The sequence below is a fragment of the Flavobacterium acetivorans genome (assembly GCF_020911885.1).
In the GTDB taxonomy this organism is placed as follows: Bacteria; Bacteroidota; Bacteroidia; order Flavobacteriales; family Flavobacteriaceae; genus Flavobacterium; species Flavobacterium acetivorans.
Window position 1 is genome coordinate 193,576 of sequence record NZ_CP087132.1, and the last position, 18,870, is coordinate 212,445.

At 35.0% G+C, this 18,870-nt stretch carries 19 protein-coding genes and 1 tRNA gene; 13 read left to right on the forward strand and 7 right to left on the reverse strand.

Annotation, left to right across the window (positions count from 1 at the left end; all coding sequences use genetic code 11):
- Positions 1-2 precede the first annotated feature (2 nt).
- Positions 3-743 carry a head GIN domain-containing protein gene (locus LNP19_RS00790; RefSeq protein ID WP_230062919.1) on the forward strand — a complete coding sequence of 247 codons (741 nt, stop codon included), beginning with the start codon at positions 3-5 and terminating at the stop codon, positions 741-743.
- Between the two features lie 214 nt (positions 744-957).
- Positions 958-1,791: a GIN domain-containing protein gene (locus LNP19_RS00795; protein WP_230062920.1), complete on the forward strand. Its 834-nt coding sequence runs from the start codon at positions 958-960 to the stop codon at positions 1,789-1,791.
- 69 nt (positions 1,792-1,860) lie between these two features.
- Here the strand turns inward: LNP19_RS00795 and trxB are convergent, their stop codons facing one another.
- Positions 1,861-2,808, reverse strand: coding sequence for a thioredoxin-disulfide reductase (gene trxB / locus LNP19_RS00800; protein ID WP_230062921.1), 948 nt, complete (start codon positions 2,806-2,808; stop codon positions 1,861-1,863).
- Positions 2,809-2,965: 157 nt separating this feature from the next.
- On the opposite strand from trxB, the gene LNP19_RS00805 reads away from it, so the two are divergent.
- The 7 genes from LNP19_RS00805 to LNP19_RS00835 all read left to right on the forward strand — a co-directional run bounded on the left by LNP19_RS00805 (position 2,966) and on the right by LNP19_RS00835 (position 8,730).
- Positions 2,966-3,040, forward strand: a tRNA-Pro gene (locus tag LNP19_RS00805).
- 331 nt (positions 3,041-3,371) lie between these two features.
- Positions 3,372-4,139: a ParA family protein gene (locus tag LNP19_RS00810; RefSeq protein WP_230062922.1), complete on the forward strand. Its 768-nt coding sequence runs from the start codon at positions 3,372-3,374 to the stop codon at positions 4,137-4,139.
- Between the two features lie 4 nt (positions 4,140-4,143).
- Positions 4,144-5,043 carry a ParB/RepB/Spo0J family partition protein gene (locus LNP19_RS00815; protein ID WP_230062923.1) on the forward strand — a complete coding sequence of 300 codons (900 nt, stop codon included), beginning with the start codon at positions 4,144-4,146 and terminating at the stop codon, positions 5,041-5,043.
- Complete coding sequence (locus LNP19_RS00820; protein ID WP_230062924.1) at positions 5,043-5,603, forward strand: DUF5683 domain-containing protein; 561 nt, start codon at positions 5,043-5,045, stop codon at positions 5,601-5,603. Before LNP19_RS00815 ends, LNP19_RS00820 begins: the two co-directional genes overlap by 1 nt.
- Positions 5,604-5,653: 50 nt before the next feature.
- Positions 5,654-6,358, forward strand: a complete 705-nt coding sequence (dapB, locus tag LNP19_RS00825; RefSeq protein WP_230062925.1) for a 4-hydroxy-tetrahydrodipicolinate reductase — start codon at positions 5,654-5,656, stop codon at positions 6,356-6,358.
- An 84-nt stretch (positions 6,359-6,442) separates the two neighbouring features.
- Complete coding sequence (gene lepB / locus LNP19_RS00830; protein WP_230062926.1) at positions 6,443-8,014, forward strand: signal peptidase I; 1,572 nt, start codon at positions 6,443-6,445, stop codon at positions 8,012-8,014.
- An 89-nt stretch (positions 8,015-8,103) separates the two neighbouring features.
- Positions 8,104-8,730: a WbqC family protein gene (locus LNP19_RS00835; protein ID WP_230062927.1), complete on the forward strand. Its 627-nt coding sequence runs from the start codon at positions 8,104-8,106 to the stop codon at positions 8,728-8,730.
- A gap of 12 nt (positions 8,731-8,742) precedes the next feature.
- Here LNP19_RS00835 and LNP19_RS00840 read toward each other — a convergent pair whose 3' ends face one another.
- The 6 genes from LNP19_RS00840 to LNP19_RS00865 all read right to left on the reverse strand — a co-directional run bounded on the left by LNP19_RS00840 (position 8,743) and on the right by LNP19_RS00865 (position 15,001).
- Complete coding sequence (locus tag LNP19_RS00840; protein ID WP_230062928.1) at positions 8,743-9,786, reverse strand: endonuclease/exonuclease/phosphatase family protein; 1,044 nt, start codon at positions 9,784-9,786, stop codon at positions 8,743-8,745.
- Positions 9,787-9,858: 72 nt separating this feature from the next.
- On the reverse strand, positions 9,859-10,725 hold the full coding sequence (locus tag LNP19_RS00845) for a rhomboid family intramembrane serine protease (RefSeq protein WP_230062929.1): 867 nt from the start codon (positions 10,723-10,725) through the stop codon (positions 9,859-9,861).
- A gap of 46 nt (positions 10,726-10,771) precedes the next feature.
- A complete protein-coding gene (locus tag LNP19_RS00850) occupies positions 10,772-11,521 on the reverse strand; it encodes a rhomboid family intramembrane serine protease (RefSeq protein WP_230062930.1) in 750 nt (249 codons plus the stop codon).
- Positions 11,518-13,377: a DNA mismatch repair endonuclease MutL gene (gene mutL, locus LNP19_RS00855; protein ID WP_230062931.1), complete on the reverse strand. Its 1,860-nt coding sequence runs from the start codon at positions 13,375-13,377 to the stop codon at positions 11,518-11,520. The genes LNP19_RS00850 and mutL overlap by 4 nt, the downstream gene beginning before the upstream one ends.
- A 167-nt stretch (positions 13,378-13,544) precedes the next feature.
- On the reverse strand, positions 13,545-14,120 hold the full coding sequence (gene ribH, locus LNP19_RS00860; RefSeq protein WP_230062932.1) for a 6,7-dimethyl-8-ribityllumazine synthase: 576 nt from the start codon (positions 14,118-14,120) through the stop codon (positions 13,545-13,547).
- 107 nt (positions 14,121-14,227) lie between these two features.
- Entirely contained in the window at positions 14,228-15,001 is a 774-nt protein-coding gene (locus LNP19_RS00865) for a tetratricopeptide repeat protein (RefSeq protein WP_230062933.1), read from the reverse strand.
- Positions 15,002-15,235: 234 nt separating this feature from the next.
- On the opposite strand from LNP19_RS00865, the gene recF reads away from it, so the two are divergent.
- From recF to LNP19_RS00885, 4 genes are all read left to right on the forward strand, one after another.
- Positions 15,236-16,315, forward strand: coding sequence for a DNA replication/repair protein RecF (recF, locus tag LNP19_RS00870; RefSeq protein WP_230062934.1), 1,080 nt, complete (start codon positions 15,236-15,238; stop codon positions 16,313-16,315).
- Between the two features lie 73 nt (positions 16,316-16,388).
- Complete coding sequence (locus tag LNP19_RS00875; RefSeq protein ID WP_230062935.1) at positions 16,389-17,084, forward strand: thioredoxin domain-containing protein; 696 nt, start codon at positions 16,389-16,391, stop codon at positions 17,082-17,084.
- 10 nt (positions 17,085-17,094) lie between these two features.
- Positions 17,095-17,772 (forward strand): DUF2461 domain-containing protein, encoded by a 678-nt coding sequence (locus tag LNP19_RS00880; protein WP_230062936.1) that lies wholly within the window; start codon positions 17,095-17,097, stop codon positions 17,770-17,772.
- 10 nt (positions 17,773-17,782) lie between these two features.
- Entirely contained in the window at positions 17,783-18,847 is a 1,065-nt protein-coding gene (locus LNP19_RS00885) for a glycosyltransferase (protein ID WP_230062937.1), read from the forward strand.
- Positions 18,848-18,870: the final 23 nt, after the last annotated feature.

An 18,870-nucleotide genomic window follows, 5' to 3' on the forward strand; every position in this document is an offset into this window, starting at 1 on the left:
TCATGTTAAAAATCATCTCAATCATCACAAAATTTATTCTGGTTGCCTTAACAGCCTTACTATTTGCATCCTGTAACCATTCTGTAAACTTTAAATCGATAAAAGGAAGCGGAACTGTAACTACCGAAAAAAGAGCCGTACATGGCGAATTTAAAAGTGTCGAAGTAAGCAACGCTATTGACCTTGTTATTGAACAATCAGACAAAAAGGAAGTTATTGTGGAGGCTGATGATAATTTACAACAAAGCATTACTACAAAAGTGGAAAATGGTGTACTCATTATCGGATGTGATTACAATTCATTTGTCAATATTGAATCCAAAAAAGTGATCGTGAGGATGCCTGTTATTGAAGAATTGAGTGCTTCAAGCGCTTCCTCTGTAAGCAGCATCAATACACTAAAAGGAGAAAACATCAACCTTAGAACATCAAGTGCCTCTAGTATGAATCTAAGCATAAAAGCAGACTACATTAGCACAAAATCAAGCAGCGGAAGCACGATTAGCATTTCTGGTTTGGCACTGAATCTTAAAGCCATCGCTTCTAGCGGAAGTGAAATCAACGCAGCAGACTTATTAGTAAATGATGTAGAAGCAAAATCATCCAGTGGTGCTTCCATTCGATTGCATCCTATTGTCAGTTTAAACGCCAGAGCCTCTAGCGGAAGTAGTATTTCCTATAACACAATTCCTAAATCAATCGAAAAAAGATCGAGTTCAGGAGGAAGTATCTCACACAATTAAGCAGATAGAATTTTACCAATAAAAACAATCATCGAAAACTTTAAAACCGGCCAAAAAAATCCTTACTCCTTTCAAAGAAGTAAGGATTCTTTTTTATCATCATCCTTAAACTAAAAACGAATAAAAAGTCCCAACCTTCACGTATCAAATTAGCATACAAAACACTCCGCAATAGAAAATGTTTTAATTATATTTGTAGAAACACCTATTAAAGATGAAGAAATACACTTTCCTACTCCTGTTTATTTTGTCGACTACTTTGGCTTTGGCACAAAAAAAAGAAAAAATAAAAGGGTCAAAAACCGTCACTACTGAGCAAAGGAAAATTGGAAATTTCGACACCCTTGAAGTAGAAGACAACTTAGAAGTTTATTTGGAAAAATCGGAAGAAACTGCCTTAAAAATTGAGGCCGATGACAATCTCCATGATATTATCAAAATTGAATTAAGAGATAATGTGCTGCATCTTTACACTTCAAAAGAAGCGACTCAATACAAAAAACTAATTGTGAAACTGAGTTATACCGCTGATTTAAATTTGGTAATCGCCAATAAAAAATCACAAATAAACGCCATTCAAGAAATTAATCTGGAGGACATCACGATAAAAGCTTTTGACAATTCCCGATTATTTTTGAATGTAAATTCAACAAATTTTCTGCTACAAGCAGATGATGATACAAAAATGGAAATTAATCTAAAATCCGAAAAAGCAAAAATTGAATTAAGCAAAAATGCCAACCTAAAAGCATTAATTACCACTGTAGATTTAGGTTTTGACCTATATCAAAAATCGGAAGCAAACATAGAAGGCGATGCCACAAATGCCATTATCCGAATGGAAAACAACTCTAATTTTAACGGCAAAAAGCTCAGTATTAAAAATGTAGATCTAAGCGCCGAAAGCAGTTCCAGCTGTAGCATTAATACCCTAACATCCATTATTATAAATGCAGGAGACAAGTCGTCAATTCAGCTTTATGGAAATCCTAAAATTGAGATAACCAAGTTTAGCGAAGAAGCAAAATTATTCAAGAAAATAAAATAACAAAGTTTCCAAATAAAAAGCCCCATTCTAAGATGAACGGGGCATTTTTATTACTATTTTCGAATCTAATTATTCTTTAGAAGCCAAATATCTTTCGGCATCAAGTGCAGCCATACAGCCTGTTCCTGCAGCAGTGATTGCCTGACGATACACATGATCGGCAGCATCTCCTGCAACAAAAACTCCTGGTACGTTAGTTTTTGAAGTTCCCGGAGTATTTACAATATAGCCCGTTTCATCCAGAGTAATATAATCCTTAAAAATATCTGTATTCGGTTTGTGTCCAATAGCAACAAAAAATCCAGTAGCCTCAATTTCAAACGTATCACCTGTACTCTTGTTCAACACTTTAACACCGGTTACTACTTGTTCGTCTCCTAAAACTTCGATAGTATCATGATTCATCAAAATAGTGATGTTCTCCGTTTTTCTAACGCGCTCTTCCATGATTTTAGAAGCTCTAAACTTCTCGCTTCTAACCAGCATGGTTACTTTTTTACAAAGTTTAGATAAATAATGTGCTTCCTCACAAGCCGAATCTCCGGCCCCTACAATAACTACTTCTTGATTTCTATAGAAAAACCCATCGCAAACAGCACAGGCAGAAACACCTCCACCCATTTTTAAATAATGTTGCTCTGATGCCAAACCTAAATATTTAGCCGAAGCTCCAGTAGATATAATCACTGTCTCGCAATGCAATTCTTTACTGCCATTAATCCAAACTTTATGCACATCCCCCGAAAAATAAACTTCTGTAGCCCAACCATCGCGAATATCTGCACCAAAACGTTGTGCTTGTGCTTGCAATTGAACCATCATCTCAGGTCCAGTAACACCATCAACATAACCCGGGAAATTCTCCACTTCGTTAGTTGTAGTTAACTGTCCACCTGGTTGCATTCCTTGGTATAAAACGGGATTCATATTTGCTCTGGCAGCGTAAATAGCTGCAGTATAGCCTGCAGGACCAGAACCTATGATAAGGCATTTAATTTTTTCGATTGTATCTGACATAGTGTGTTTATTTTTATTTTCAAAGATACAAATGTAGTTTTTTAATAAAAACTACCATCAAAAAAATATCAATTTTGACTATTCCGAAATAATATTCCCCTATTTTTATTTTTGTCTTGTTTGAATAAAAAATATTTCTATCTTTGCACCAGCGTTACGGGGTGTAGCGTAGCTCGGTTATCGCGCCTGCTTTGGGAGCAGGAGGCCGCAGGTTCGAATCCTGCCACCCCGACAAAAGCCGAACATTTGTTCGGCTTTTTTTATTTCATCTAGCACTTCACAAAACAAAACCATCTCATTTCGTTTAAAAACTTATGTAGCGCAATGCTATACTCAATACCTAAAAATTCCTCTTTCCTAAAAAAAATCTTAACCCTAACGAAAAAGAATTGAAATTCAACCACTTGAATCTAATCAATAGTTGAATTTTATAAAAAAACACAAATTACAAAAAGAAAAAAAGAGCCAATCAGCAACAAATCAGCCATTAACAAATGTTAACAAAATAGATTTTCAGAAACCATATTTAATTGTATTTTTACGGTTCAAAATTTAGAAAACAAATGGGCAAAATCATTGCGATTGCTAATCAAAAAGGAGGAGTTGGAAAGACTACAACATCTGTAAATCTTGCCGCTTCACTTGGAGTTTTAGAAAAAAAAGTATTACTTATTGACGCTGACCCTCAGGCAAATGCCAGTTCAGGATTAGGAATAGACGTAGAGAGTGTAGAAATTGGAACATACCAAATTTTAGAGCACAGCCACACTCCTATGGAAGCTGTTATTAAATGTTCTGCTCCAAACGTAGACTTAATTCCAGCTCATATTGACCTTGTTGCCATCGAAATTGAATTGGTTGACAAGGAAAACAGGGAATATATGCTAAAAAAAGCCTTAGAAAGTGTAAAGGATCAATACGATTATATACTTATTGACTGTGCTCCTTCTTTGGGCTTACTTACCCTGAATGCATTGACCGCTTCTGATTCCGTAATTATTCCTATTCAATGTGAGTATTTTGCTCTTGAAGGTTTAGGAAAATTATTGAACACCATAAAAAGCATCCAAAAAATACACAATCCCGAATTGGATATTGAAGGATTATTACTAACGATGTATGACTCAAGATTGCGTCTTTCCAACCAAGTGGTAGAAGAGGTTCAAAAACATTTCAACGACATGGTTTTTGATACTATTATCCAAAGAAATGTAAAATTGAGTGAAGCGCCTAGTTTTGGAGAAAGCATCATCAACTATGATGCAACCAGCAAAGGAGCTACAAACTATTTACATTTAGCTCAGGAAATTATAAAGAAAAACAGCAAATAATTTTATGGCAAAAGCAATAAAAAAACAAGCTCTGGGAAGAGGATTATCTGCATTATTAAAAGATCCTGAAAATGATATAAAATCAGCGACTGATAAAAATGCTGATAAAGTTGTTGGAAACATAATAGAACTGGAAATTGATTCTATAGAAATCAATCCGTTTCAACCCAGAAGTAATTTTAATGAAGAATCATTAAAAGAACTGGCTATTTCCATCAAAGAGTTAGGAGTTATCCAACCGATTACAGTACGAAAATTAGACTTCAACAAATACCAATTGATTTCGGGTGAACGTCGTCTTCGCGCTTCTACTTTAGTGGGACTGACTACCGTACCAGCTTACATACGTATTGCAAATGACAATGAATCCTTGGTTATGGCTTTGGTTGAAAACATTCAACGTCATGACTTAGATCCTATTGAGATTGCGCTTTCGTACCAAAGATTGATGGATGAAATTCAGCTAACTCAAGAACAAATGAGCGACAGAGTAGGAAAAAAACGTTCTACAATTGCCAATTATTTACGCCTTTTAAAACTGGATCCAATTATTCAAACAGGAATTCGTGACGGTTTTATCAGTATGGGACACGGACGAGCTATCATTAATATTGAAGATTTAGACGCACAAGCTAATATCTATCAAAAAATTGTTAGCCAAAATCTTTCTGTTCGTGACACAGAGACCTTAGTAAAAAACTACCAAGAAAGTTTAAAACCAAAACCAGCAACCAAAGCAAAATCGTCTTCTTTTGAAATTGACGAGGACCGAAAAAAGGTTTTTACTAATTATTTTGGCAACAAAGTCGAAGTAAAAGTAGCCGGCAATGGGAAAGGAAAAATCACAATCCCATTCCACTCTGAAGAAGATTTCAACAGAATAATAGAACTAATAAAAGGATAGTGAAAAAAATTATTTCGATAGGAATATTTCTTTTTATTCTAGGCAACGCGGGAGTTTTTGCACAAGTAGAAACTCCCGCTTTTCCTGCTGCTAAAGACAGTCTAAAATCAAACGACATAGATCCCTTGACTCCGGCTAAAGCAGCTTTTTATTCGGCCATACTACCCGGATTAGGTCAGGCCTATAATAAAAAATACTGGAAAATTCCGCTTGTCTATGGAGCCATGGGAACCAGTCTCTATTTTTATCTGGACAATAACAAAAAATACCATCAGTATAGAGATGCCTATAAGCGCAGACTTGAGGGATATAATGATGACAATTTTACTTATTTGGATAACAATAGATTGATTGCGGGTCAAAAATTCTATCAGCGCAACCGAGATTTATCTGCGCTAGTAACTTTAGGTTTTTACGTACTAAACATCATTGATGCCAATGTTGACGCAGCCTTAATTCAATTCAACGTAGATGAAAACCTATCGGTAAAACCGGTTATTTATCCCAATGATGTAACATTTAAAACTAATGTTGGACTAACTCTTAATTACAGCTTCTAGTTCTTCAAAGAAACATTCGCTCACTTAATTCAAAAAAAAAAACACACAAAATGAAAATTGCTCTTTTAGGATACGGAAAAATGGGACAGGTAATCGAACGAATTGCATTGGAAAGAGGTCATGAAATCGTTTTAAGAAAAGACGAGCATAACACTTACGAAGGCCTTTCGAATGCTGATGTAGCCATCGATTTTAGTGTTCCTACAGCTGCAGTAAGCAATATTTCAAATTGTTTTCACAACAATGTACCTGTAATCTCTGGAACAACGGGATGGTTGGAGCATTATGACGAAATGATTGCTCTTTGCAACGAAAAAAACGGAGCCTTTATATCTAGTTCAAATTTTAGCTTAGGAGTGAATATTTTCTTTGAATTGAATGAATATTTAGCCAAAATGATGTCTAAACTGGACAGCTACCGTGTTGAAATGGAAGAAATTCACCACACTCAAAAATTAGATGCTCCAAGTGGAACTGCTATTTCATTGGCAAAAGGAGTTATAGAGAACAGCGCTTACACAGACTGGACATTAGAAAATCCTACAGAAAACCAAATTCATATAGACGCCAAGAGAATAGGAGCCGTTCCTGGAACACATACCGTGACTTATAATTCTGCTGTTGATTCTATCGAAATTAAACATACAGCTCACAACCGCGAAGGATTTGCCTTAGGTGCCGTAATTGCTGCTGAATGGATTATAGGAAAACAAGGAGTTTTCTCAATGAAAGATGTATTAGAACTAGATAAATAGATTTTTAGATAATTAGATTTTTAGAAATCATAAAACCTTGTGATTTTGAATCATCAAATAAACGATTAACCAAATAAACTTATTATGACACTATATCAATGGTTTGTGTTTTTCTTATTCATCCAAATTGTTCACTTTTTAGGAACCTGGAAATTATATGAAGCTGCAGGAAGAAAACGTTGGGAAGCAGCAATTCCTGTATACAATTCAATTATTTTAATGAAAATAATTGGACGCCCTACATGGTGGACATTATTGCTTTTCATTCCAATAATCAACTTGATTATGTTTCCCGTTATTTGGACCGAAACATTAAGAAGCTTTGGCAAAAAATCGAGCTTGGATACTTTTCTTGGCATAATCACTTGTGGTTTATATATTTATTACATCAATTATACTCAAAAACTAGATTACATAGCGGACAGAAGCCTACATGCTGAAAACAAAACTGCTGATACAATCAGCTCCTTACTTTTTGCCGTTATTGTAGCTACATTCGTTCACACTTATTTCATACAACCTTATACTATTCCGACTTCTTCATTGGAAAAATCACTTTTAATTGGCGATTTTTTATTTGTAAGTAAGGTCAATTATGGCGCCAGAGTTCCTATGACCACAGTTGCTTTACCTATGGTTCATGATTCTATTCCTCTTACCAAAAAGAAATCCTATCTAAACTGGCCAGAACTGCCTTATTTAAGATTACCGGGAATTGAAGACATAAAACGTACCGATATTGTGGTTTTTAATTGGCCTGTAGATACTGTTCACTATTTCTTTGAGCCTAAAGGAAGACCGGGCGTAATAAAACCTATTGATAAGAAATCAAATTATGTAAAAAGATGCGTTGGTATTCCCGGTGACAGCCTATCCATCAAAGACGGAATCGTATATATTGACGGTAAAATCTTAGAACTTCCGGAAAGAGCTAAACCTCAATTTTCTTATGCTGTCGCTTTAGATGGAAAAACCCCTATTGATTTTGAATACCTGCTAAAAGATATGGATATCACTGATGATGTTGGTTACAAAAACGAATCAAAAGACACTTTGATATTCCGTGCGTTAACTGCAGCCGGAGCAGAAAGATTAAAAAATGTTCCTGGAATAACGGCCGTAACAAGAATCATTGCGAAAGGTACCGAAGATGGCATTTTCCCTCATATCAATGATTGGAACCAAGACAATATGGGCCCCATTTATATTCCTCAAAAAGGAAAAAAAGTGGCTTTAACAACCCAAACCTTGCCTTTCTACAAAAGAATCATTACTGATTACGAAATGAATGACAATGGCGAAAAGAATGATTTAAAAGTTACTGGAAACGAAATCAGATTGAATGGCAAAATCGTAACTGATTATACCTTCAAACAAAATTATTACTGGATGATGGGAGACAACCGTCACAACTCAGAAGACAGTCGTTACTGGGGTTACGTTCCCGAAAATCATATTGTAGGAAAGCCTGTTTTCATTTGGATGAGCTGGGATACTAACGGAAAAGGATTAAACAAAGTACGTTGGGATCGTGTATTTACAACCGTAAACGGTGAAGGACAGCCGCAATCTTATTTCAAATACTTCCTTATTATTTTGGCTGCATTCTTTGTGGGTGAATATTTTTGGAAAAAAAGAAAAGAGAATAAAAATTAGTCAAAAGTTTCAAAGTCGAAAGTCATAAAGTACTCTTTTAAGAACTACTTTATGACTTTAGACTTTAGACTTTATAACTTTAGATAAATATGCACACCTTACTCCACCCTACTTATTTCCCCTCTATAAGCCATTTTACAGCTTTAGTTCAAGCTGAAAAGCTGATATTTGAAATAGAAGATAATTTCCAAAAACAGACTAATCGCAATCGTACGTATATCTATAGTCCTAATGGGATACAGCTTTTGAATATTCCCATCAAACATTCAAAATTGAACCGTCAAAAAACAAAGGAAATCCGTATCGAAAATGATTTTGATTGGCAAAAACAGCATTTCAAATCCTTAGAATCAGCTTACAGAAGCTCTCCTTTTTTTGAGTATTTCGAAGATGATATTCGCCCTATTTTTGAAAAAAAACATGACTTTCTGTTAGACTTGAACTTCAAAACTTTAGAAGTGATCTCTAAATGTCTTAGAATGAAATTTAACTTTGAAACTACTACAGAATTTTTTCAAGAAACAGATCCTAACGAATTTCTGGATTTTAGGTTTTTGACCAACGGAAAAAAAGACAGTTCCGTATTCGAAGCTTATCCACAGGTTTTTGATGACAAACACGGCTTCATCAATAATTTGAGTGTCCTTGATTTACTTTTTAATGAAGGTAAATTCACAGTCGATTATTTGAGAAACCAAAAGTTGTTTCTGAAATAATTTTTCGCATTATTACAAAGCCAACTTTGCCATGATAGGATAATGATCTGAATTATCAAATTCTGGAAAGGTTTCAAATTTTTTGACTTTCATTTTCTCATCCGCAAAAATATAATCAATTCGAGCTGGATAATACCTAAACTTATAGGTTTGTCCAAAACCAACTCCCGCTTCTTCAAAACTGTCTTTTAAAGAACCTTTTATACTTCTATAAACATAGGAAAAAGCACTGTTATTCATATCACCACAAATGATTATAGGATAGGCGCATTTTCTTTTATGCTCTTTAAAAATTTCGGCTTGCTGTTGTTGTTGCTTGAAAGCTTTACTGATTCTAATAAGCAATAATTGCGATTTGTCTTTATTGATAACGTCAATATTATCAGAAATTTCATTTACATCCGGAGAGATTTTTATTGACTGCAAATGCATATTGTAAACCCTGATAATATCCTTTCCTTTCTTAATATCAGCATAAACAACATTGTTATTAGAATTAGGAAAAACAATATTTCCTTGATCGATAATAGGAAATTTAGAGAAAATAGCCTGACCTGTCTTAATTTTATTGCCTTCCATAAAAATATATTTATGGCGATAGACTTTCAGATCAATATTAGCCGATGATGAATATTCCTGTATACACAAAATATCGGGGTTTTTATCGTTTATAAAAGCTAAAATCTCCTCAGGAACATAATGCTTGTCTTGCCATTTAAACAAATTAAACAAACGCACATTATAACTCATTACGATAAAATCTTTCTCGTCTTGTGGATATTCTTGCGCTGAAAATTTGTAGAATTTATTGATAAATGTAATTCCCATCAAAAGAACCAAACCCGAAAGAATCATTCGTTTTTTAAACTGTATAGCCCAATACACAAAAAACAAGCCATTGAGTATAAAAAATGCTGGCATAAAAAGTGTCAACACTGATAATATGGGAAATATTTTGGGCGCCAAAAAGGGCAAAACATAAGCAATAAAAGTCACTATTGTCAGAACAATGTTTAAAACAAACATTATTCTATTGAACCATGAAAGGTTTTTCATATTATGCTTATTTGTTTATTCAATTATAACGGTTGTCTTTCTTTATTATTTCAGTCAACAATCTTAAAAAGCTTACTTTCCAACTTTGAATAAAAACTCTTTTTCTTCTTTTGTCAAACTATCATAACCGGATTGACTGATTTTGTCTAAAATTTCATCAATCTGTTGTTGCTGCTTATCTTTGGTGATGATTTTAGAAACCGGTTTTTCTATGGGTCTGCCAGTATAATTTTTATGTACTTTCTTAAAAGGCGTCTTAGCAGACTTCTTAAATAAATTAGTAAAAAAATCAATAACCGCCGTTACCACTTTGCTCATATCGGTCCCATTTTGCAGTAATTTAATGTATAAAAAACCAAAAAAAGCACCTGCCAAATGAGAGATATGACCGCCGGTATTATCCAATCTAAACTGCATTAAGTCCAGAATAAGAATTACTGCCGTAATATGCCACAACTTGACATTTCCTATCAGCAACAACCGCACGTTCATTAAAGGCTGATACGTGGTAACTGCCACTAAAATCCCCATAATTGCTGCCGAAGCTCCCACAATAGAAGCACTTAAATTCAAAATATAATAACCCGCCACAAAACAAATCCCTGCAAATATGGCACTTAAAACATACAATCCAAGAAATTGCTTTTGAGTAAAAAAGGTTAAAAAAAACGAACTGGCGAAGTTCAAAATAATCATATTAAACAACAGATGCATAAAACCGCTATGAAAAAAAGCATAGCTAAGAAAAGTCCAAGGATTTAAGACAAAACCAGAAGGTTCAGATGACAGCGCAATCCAACTGGGAAAATTAAACGCACCATTTTTAAATTGATAGAAAAAAACCAACGAAATCAAAAAAAAGGCCACATTCCAATAGATAAGCTTATGCGCTATGCCTCCCAGCTTGTATTGCAATTTTAAGTCGTCTACTATATTCATTTTCTAAATTGGTTTATCATCTAATTAATTCACTATGCGACCTATTTTAATTCCATCTGTTATTATTAAACTGTGTTTTCTTCCAATACCACATCATAAGAAAGCCAAACAAAGCACCACCCACATGGGCAAAATGAGCAATTCCGGTTCCACTTCCAAAAATAGATTGCCCCGAAACTCCCAAATACAAATCTACTAAAACCAAACCAGGTACAAAATACTTGGCTTTAATTGGCACAGGAATAAACATCAAAGCCAATTCGGCATTAGGAAACATAAAAGCAAAGGCCACAATAATTCCATAAATAGCTCCAGAAGCCCCTACCATGGTTCCCATAAAAGCGCTAGTGAAATTTTGAAATTCAGAAACAGTCAACAACTCTTGCCATTGGGTGTTTATTTTCCCTTCATTCAAAATTTGCAAAATCTCGGTCTTCGAAAACCCATGGGCAACAAGCGTATTTACAGCATCATTAAAATAATAATAATTAATCCCCGTATGCAGTAAAGCAGCCCCTAAACCACAAGAAATATAAAAAAACAAGAATTTCTTGCTTCCCCAAAAATGCTCTAAAGCTGAGCCAAAAGAATATAAGGCAAACATATTAAAAAAAATATGCATAAAACCGCCATGCATAAACATATGAGTTATGGGCTGCCAGAACTGGAAATCTCTGTTTTCGGGGAAAAACATCGCTAAGATTTTATAGGCTGGATCACCTACCATTAAAGTTCCTACAAAAAAAAGAATATTAATAATAATTAATTGTTTTACCGTTTCGGTTACATTTCTCATAGTGCAAATTTTTTATCTATATCTTCCACACGCATGGTGATGAAAGTTGGTTTCTGAAAAGGGGAAACATTAGGATCTTTACAAGCAAAAAGCCCATTCACTAAGTTTTCTTGTTCTTTTACTGTCAAAGAGGTTCCTGTTTTTACAGCTAAACTTTTGGCCATCGATTTAGCAATAGTATCATTTTGACTAAAACTGCTATCCGGAATTCCGTCCTGCAAATCGCTCAATAACTGTTCTAAAACCATCGAAACTTCGCTTTCCGTAACATTTACAGGAATTCCCGAAATAACAACATGATCCGAATCTGTTTCTTCAAAAACAAAACCGGTATTAATTAGCGAAAGCTTTAATTCTTCAATCAATTCCATTTCGATTGACGAAAAAAACAAATCCAAAGGAAACAATAATTGCTGGCTCGAGGCTTGATGAACCGTCATGTTAGTCAAAAATTGCTCGTACAAAACCCGCTGATGGGCGCGTTGCTGATCCACGATAACCATTCCAGATTTTATAGGGGAAACGATGTATTTTTTATGGATTTGATAAGCGCTATTAACGGTCTGCTCCACTTCTTCTTCGTTAAATAAAGAACCTGTCACCTCTTCGCTTTCAAACGAAAAATCAGGATTAGTCGTTGTAAATTCAGGCTCCTGTTTCAGTCCCACATACAAACTTTCCCAGTTGGCCGTAGGTTCCGGTTTTTTATAACCTGATCCTGATGCATAATGCTTATTTACTTTGTCGTCCGAAAAAGGATTAAAACTGCGATCAACCTGAATTGTAGGCGTTTCTCCCTCTAAATCTTTATAATGATAAGGCGTATCTAAATTTGAATCCCTATCAAAGTCTAAAACCGGAGCCACATTAAACTGACCCAAACTATGCTTGATAGAAGCTCTTAAAATAGCATATAAAGCATGTTCATCATCAAACTTTATCTCTGTTTTCGTAGGATGTATGTTGATATCAATCGTGTTTGGCGGCACGGTCAAATATAAAAAATAACTTGGTTGCGCACCATCTTTCAAAATTCCGTCATAAGCAGCCATAACGGCATGATGCAAATAACCACTTTTGATAAATCGATCATTGACAAAGAAAAACTGCTCTCCGCGACTTTTTTTGGCAAATTCGGCTTTACTTACAAAACCCTGAATCGTAATAATATCCGTTTCTTCTTGAACAGGAACCAGCTTTTCGTTCATTTTACCCGAAAAAATATTGACTATTCGCTGTCTCAAACTAGAAGCGGGCAAATTATACATTTCGCTTCCGTTATGATAAAAAGTAAAATGAATATTGGCATGTGCCAAAGCCACACGTTGAAACTCATCAATAATATGACGGTATTCCACCGCATCCGACTTCAAAAAATTGCGTCTTGCCGGAATGTTAAAAAATAGATTTTTGACCGCAAATGAAGTCCCTTTGGGCAAAACGGCTACTTCCTGAGAAACAAACTTGCTTCCTTCGATGATAATTTGTGTACCAAACTCTTCCTGATCCTGTTTGGTTTTCATTTCCACATGTGCAATCGCGGCGATTGAAGCCAATGCTTCTCCACGAAAACCTTTAGTATCCAAAGAAAATAAATCCTCAGCAAGTCTAATTTTAGAAGTGGCATGGCGCTCAAAACACAAACGAGCATCAGTAACACTCATCCCTAAACCATTATCAATAACCTGTACCAATGCCTTTCCGGCATCTTTTATAATCAATTTAATATCCGTTGCCTTAGCATCAACCGCATTTTCAAGTAATTCTTTGACAACGGAAGCAGGTCTTTGTACGACTTCTCCAGCAGCAATTTGATTGGCGACATGATCAGGAAGTAATTGAATGATACTCGACATTAAAAATATATTTTATTTAAAGGTTTAAGTTTAATTTAAAAAACCAACGGTGTACAAATTTAATGATTTTCTATTGGGTTTTACCGTTTAGCGAATCATAAATAAAACAAAAAAACCTACACTATTTAAAGAATAGCATAGGCTTCATAATTTATGATGTACTCTTTTTATTCCTTAAGTTCTAAAGGCGAACCTTCTTCAATTTGCAAAGCACCACTTGACAATAAGTGTTGATTATCGATATGATGACTCATTGATGCCTGTTGACGAATATAAGCCATTTTTATAGCAGCAATAGCGGCTTCAGTCCCTTTATTTCCGTGAATTCCTCCACTTCTATCAATAGACTGCTGCATGTTATTATCGGTCAATACACAAAAAATCACAGGAATATCGGTTTGAACATTCAAATCTTTAATTCCTTGGGTAACGCCTTCACATACAAAATCAAAATGCTTGGTTTGTCCTTGAATAACACATCCAATGACAATCACAGCATCTACCTTTTGAGTTTGCAACATTTTCTTGGCGCCATAAATAAGCTCAAAACTTCCAGGAACATTCCAGCGAATGATCTGCTGTGGCGGAACCTGATTCTCTAATAACGCTTCAAAAGCACCATTGTAAAGTCCTTCGGTTATGGATTCATTCCATTCAGAAACAACAATCCCAAAGCGAAAATCTTTCGCATTTGGGATTGAGTTTTTATCGTATTCGGATAAGTTTTTATTTTCAGTAGCCATTTGATTGTTGATTTTTGATTTTACACTTTATGATTTCAGATGTTAAAGATAGATTTTTGAAACCAAAAATCCTGAATCTTAAATCAGTAATCTCAAATCATTTTTTTCTATTGTGCCAATCCGATCAAGACATCAACTGAAGCAGCTTCAGGAGTAGTATCGTAATTGTCTTTGATATCTGTGAAAAATTTCAAAGCCTCTTCTTTATTTCCTAATGCTAAAGCCGTTTTTCCAGCTTTCAACAAGAAACGTGGTGTTGTAAAATCATTTTTATTCACCTCTGCCGCTTTGATATAATACTCTAAAGCTTCTTTTTGTTGATTTTTTTGAGAATAAGCATCTCCAATTGCTCCTTTAGCCAAAGCTCCCAAAACAATATCATCTGATTTAAATTTCCCTAAATAATCGATTGCTTCAGCATATTTACCTGTATTTAGGTAAGCTAAACCTGCATAATAGTTCGCTAAATTTCCTGCGTCAGTTCCTGAATATTCATCTGCAATTTTAATAAATCCAAACTTACCTTCAGATCCGTTCAATGACAATTTATACAATGAATCACTGGCTATACCTTCAGTAGCTTGTTGAAAATTTTGTTGCGCTACAAACATTTCATTAGCCGCTTCCATTTGTTTTGGCTCAGCGATAAATTTTTGGTAAACCAAATAGCCTACCGTAAACAATGCAACCGCACCTACTACTCCAAAAATAATTTTCTGGTTTTTAGCAACCCAGTCTTCGGTTTTTGATGCAGTTTGATCCAATGCTGAAAAAACTCCAGCAGTTGTACTGTCTTTTTCATCAACTATTATTTCTTCAACTGTATCTTTAACTTCCTTCTCTTTCGGTGCTTTATACCCTCTTTTATTGTAAGTAGCCATTTAATTTTAATTTAGTGAGTCGCAAAAATAAAATTTTTATTCAAACTCACACAAAAAAAACGACTATAAATTTACTTTTAATGTATTTTAACGAAAGTACTTTCTCACTTAGTCAAATTAACACCTAAAGAAAAACGCTAAAAGCCTTATATATCGATATTTTTCAATAATTTGCACCCTCTTAAAAAACGGTTCAAAAAACAGCAAACTTCTCAGTACCAGTAAGACTTACAGATGTATTTAAAAAAGATTACTTTATTCAATTATAAGAATTTTTCGGAAGCAAGTTTCGAGTTCGACAACAAGATAGTTTGCTTCGTGGGCAAAAACGGCATTGGCAAAACCAATGTACTGGACGCCATATACCATTTATCATACGGCAAAAGTTATTTTAACCCAATAGCAGCTCAAAACATCAAGCATGGCGAAGATTTTTTTGTTATTGATGCTGAATTTATAAAAAACGAAAGAACCGAACAAATTGTTTGCAGCCTAAAAAAAGGACAAAAAAAAGTATTAAAAAGAAACGGCAAGAACTACGATAAATTCTCGGACCACATTGGCTTTATTCCCCTGGTGATTATTTCGCCTGCCGACAGAGATTTAATCGTTGAAGGCAGTGAGACCCGCCGGAAATTTATGGACAGTGTCATTTCACAATTGGATTCCCATTACCTGCAACAGCTTATTCAGTACCAAAAAGTAATGAGCCAGCGCAATGCCTTATTGAAATATTTTGCATTGAACCATGTTTTTGACAATGACACCCTTTCTATTTACAACGAGCAGCTGGATGGTTTTGGAAAATATATTTTCGAAAAAAGAAAAGAATTCATCGAAGCATTTATTCCAATTTTCAACCACCATCATCATGCCATAACAGATTCGCAAGAAACGGTTCAACTCGTCTATGAAAGTCATTTGTTCGAAAACGACCTATTGCTTTTATTACAGGAAAACATCAACAAGGACCGAGCTTTGCACTACACCAGTGTTGGCACACACAAAGATGATTTGTCTTTTGAAATTGACGGACACCCTATCAAGAAATTTGGTTCTCAAGGTCAGCAAAAATCATTTTTGATTGCCTTAAAACTAGCGCAGTTTGAATTCCTAAAAAAACAAAGCGGTGTAAAACCTCTTCTTTTATTTGATGACATCTTTGATAAACTCGACGAGCATCGCGTAGCAAAAATAATCGAAATGGTAAACAGCGATACTTTTGGCCAGCTTTTTATCTCTGATACGCATCCGGAACGTACGGAATCAATTGTTAAATCTACGCTCCAATCTTACAAAATTTTCAATTTGTAATTTAACGGTTTAAAAACCTCAAATAATGATAATTTAATTAATTTAGCCTTTCCACATTTCAAATCTATTTTCAATGAAATTCAATTCCATTTTTTTCTTATTACTGTCATTTGTGATTGTATCCTGCAATGGACAAACATCAACTAACATAAAAACTATAGAAGCCAAAGATTTTGCCGACAAAATAAACACAACAAAAGCACCACAAATCCTAGACGTTCGTACTCCAGAAGAATTCACCTCTGGACATATCGACAACGCAACAAATGTAGACTGGCTGGGCGATAGCTTTGTTGTTGATGCAGCAAAATTTGACAAAACAAAACCCGTTTTTGTCTATTGTAAAAGTGGCGGTCGAAGTAAAAAAGCAGCCGAAAAACTACAAGAATTAGGCTTCAAGAACATCTATGAACTTAACGGAGGCTTCTTAAAATGGGACTCTGCAGGACTAAGCAAACCTACCGATAAAGTCATTGGAATGTCAAGCCAAGAATACAAAGCATTATTAAATACCGATAAAAAAGTATTGATTAGTTTTTATGCTGAATGGTGCGCTCCTTGTAAAAAGATGACACCTTACCTTACCAAAATGCAGACGGAATTGAGTGACAAAGTAACCATTATCCGCTTGGATGCCGATAAGAACAAAACTTTGATGACCGAAATGAAAATTGACCAACTCCCTACTTTATTATTATACGAAAATAAAGAACTGAAATGGAAACACTCCGGTTTTATCAATGAAGAAGACTTAAAAAAACAATTGTAATAGTCCTGCAATGCTATCAAAAAACAGTCTACAATTTCTCGAAGATTTAAAAGCCAACAATAACCGGGATTGGTTTTTAGAAAATAAAAAAAGATACGAAACTTTCAAGAAAGATTATCACCAAATGGTGGCTGATTTTCTTGACGTCATGAAACCTTTGGACCCTTCATTAGAAATGCTCGAAGTAAAAAACTGCGTCTTCAGAATCAATCGGGACATTCGGTTTTCTAAAGACAAGTCACCATACAAAGCCCATTTAGGTGTCTGGCTATCTTCGGGAGCAAAAGGAAAAAATCGCTCCGGTTATTATGTTCATATCGAAAAAGGAGCCAGTTTCATTGCCGGAGGATTTTATGCACCAGAAGCAGAGGATTTAAAAAAAGTGCGCAAAGAAATTGCTTTTTTTCACGACGATTTAGAAGCTATTTTAAACGACCCGAATTTTAAAAGAGAGTTTGGCGATTTTAGCAGAAATGAAAAAAGCGTACTTAAAAACCCGCCGAGAGGTTACGAAAAAGAGCATCCTGCTATTGAACTATTAAAACTTAAAAGTTTTGAAACCATACAAAAATTTGACATTTCTGAAGTGAGTCAAAAAGATTTTGTTTCTAAAATGAGTAAAAAACTGATTCTCTTGAAACCGTTAAACGACTTCATCAACAGAGCCTTAACTGCTGACAAACTTTAAATCTACTTCAATGACCAAAAGGAAAATACTTTTTCTTGGAGAGTCCTACAGAGCTGACGCCATCAATTGGATGAATGGCCTAAAGGAATTTGGTCATTTTGAGATTATCAGTTGGGAACTAAAAACGCCCAATAACAGCGTTTACAATCGGATTATTCGAGTTTTAGAATTCAAATTAGCGTATTTTAAAATCAAAAAACTAATCCGTCAGCAACAGCCTGACATGGTAATTGCCGAGAGAACCACAAGCTACGGCTTCCTTGCCGTAATATCCGGTATAAAACCAATCGCTATAGCCCAACAGGGACGAACCGACTTATGGCCCGAGAATTCAATGCTGCTGCCTTTAAAAAAAATCATCCAAAATTACGCCTTTAAAAAAGCAACTCTAATTCATGCTTGGGGACCCGTAATGACAATTTCCATGGTTAAAGCCGGCGTGGATATGAATAAGGTTTTGGTTTTACCAAAGGGAATTGACTTGAAAAAATTCGAAAACAAAAACAAGGCAAATCCCGAAAAAATTTGTGCCATTGTGAGCCGTTCTTTATTGCCAGAATACCGTCATGACATCATTCTGCACGCATTTGCACTTTTGCACCAAAGAGGAATCGATTTTTCGTTAACGATTGTCGGCGACGGAACACGATTGCAATTCTTAAAAGATCTAACCAAAGAGTTACAAATTAAAAAAAAAGTAATTTTCACAGGAAAAATCCCGAATACTGAACTTCCAAAATTATTACAACAATCAAATATTTACATCAGCATGCCCATAACCGAGGGCGTTTCGGCCTCCTTATTTGAAGCGATGGCTTGCGGTTGCTATCCCATAACAACTGATATTCCCGGAAACCAAAGCTGGATCAACCATCGAGAAAACGGTCTCTTAATCCCTGTTGACGACGTCGAAATGCTCGCAAAAGAACTCATTTGGGCTTTTGAAAATGGTACACACCGAAACAAAGCTGTTTCAGACAATCGGAAATTTATCGAAGAAAATGCTGATTACAAAACCAATATGAAAATCATTTCTGACAAATATCACGAATTAATTGAGGCAGCTCAAAATTAATTGCGCTTTACCTAAATAAAAAA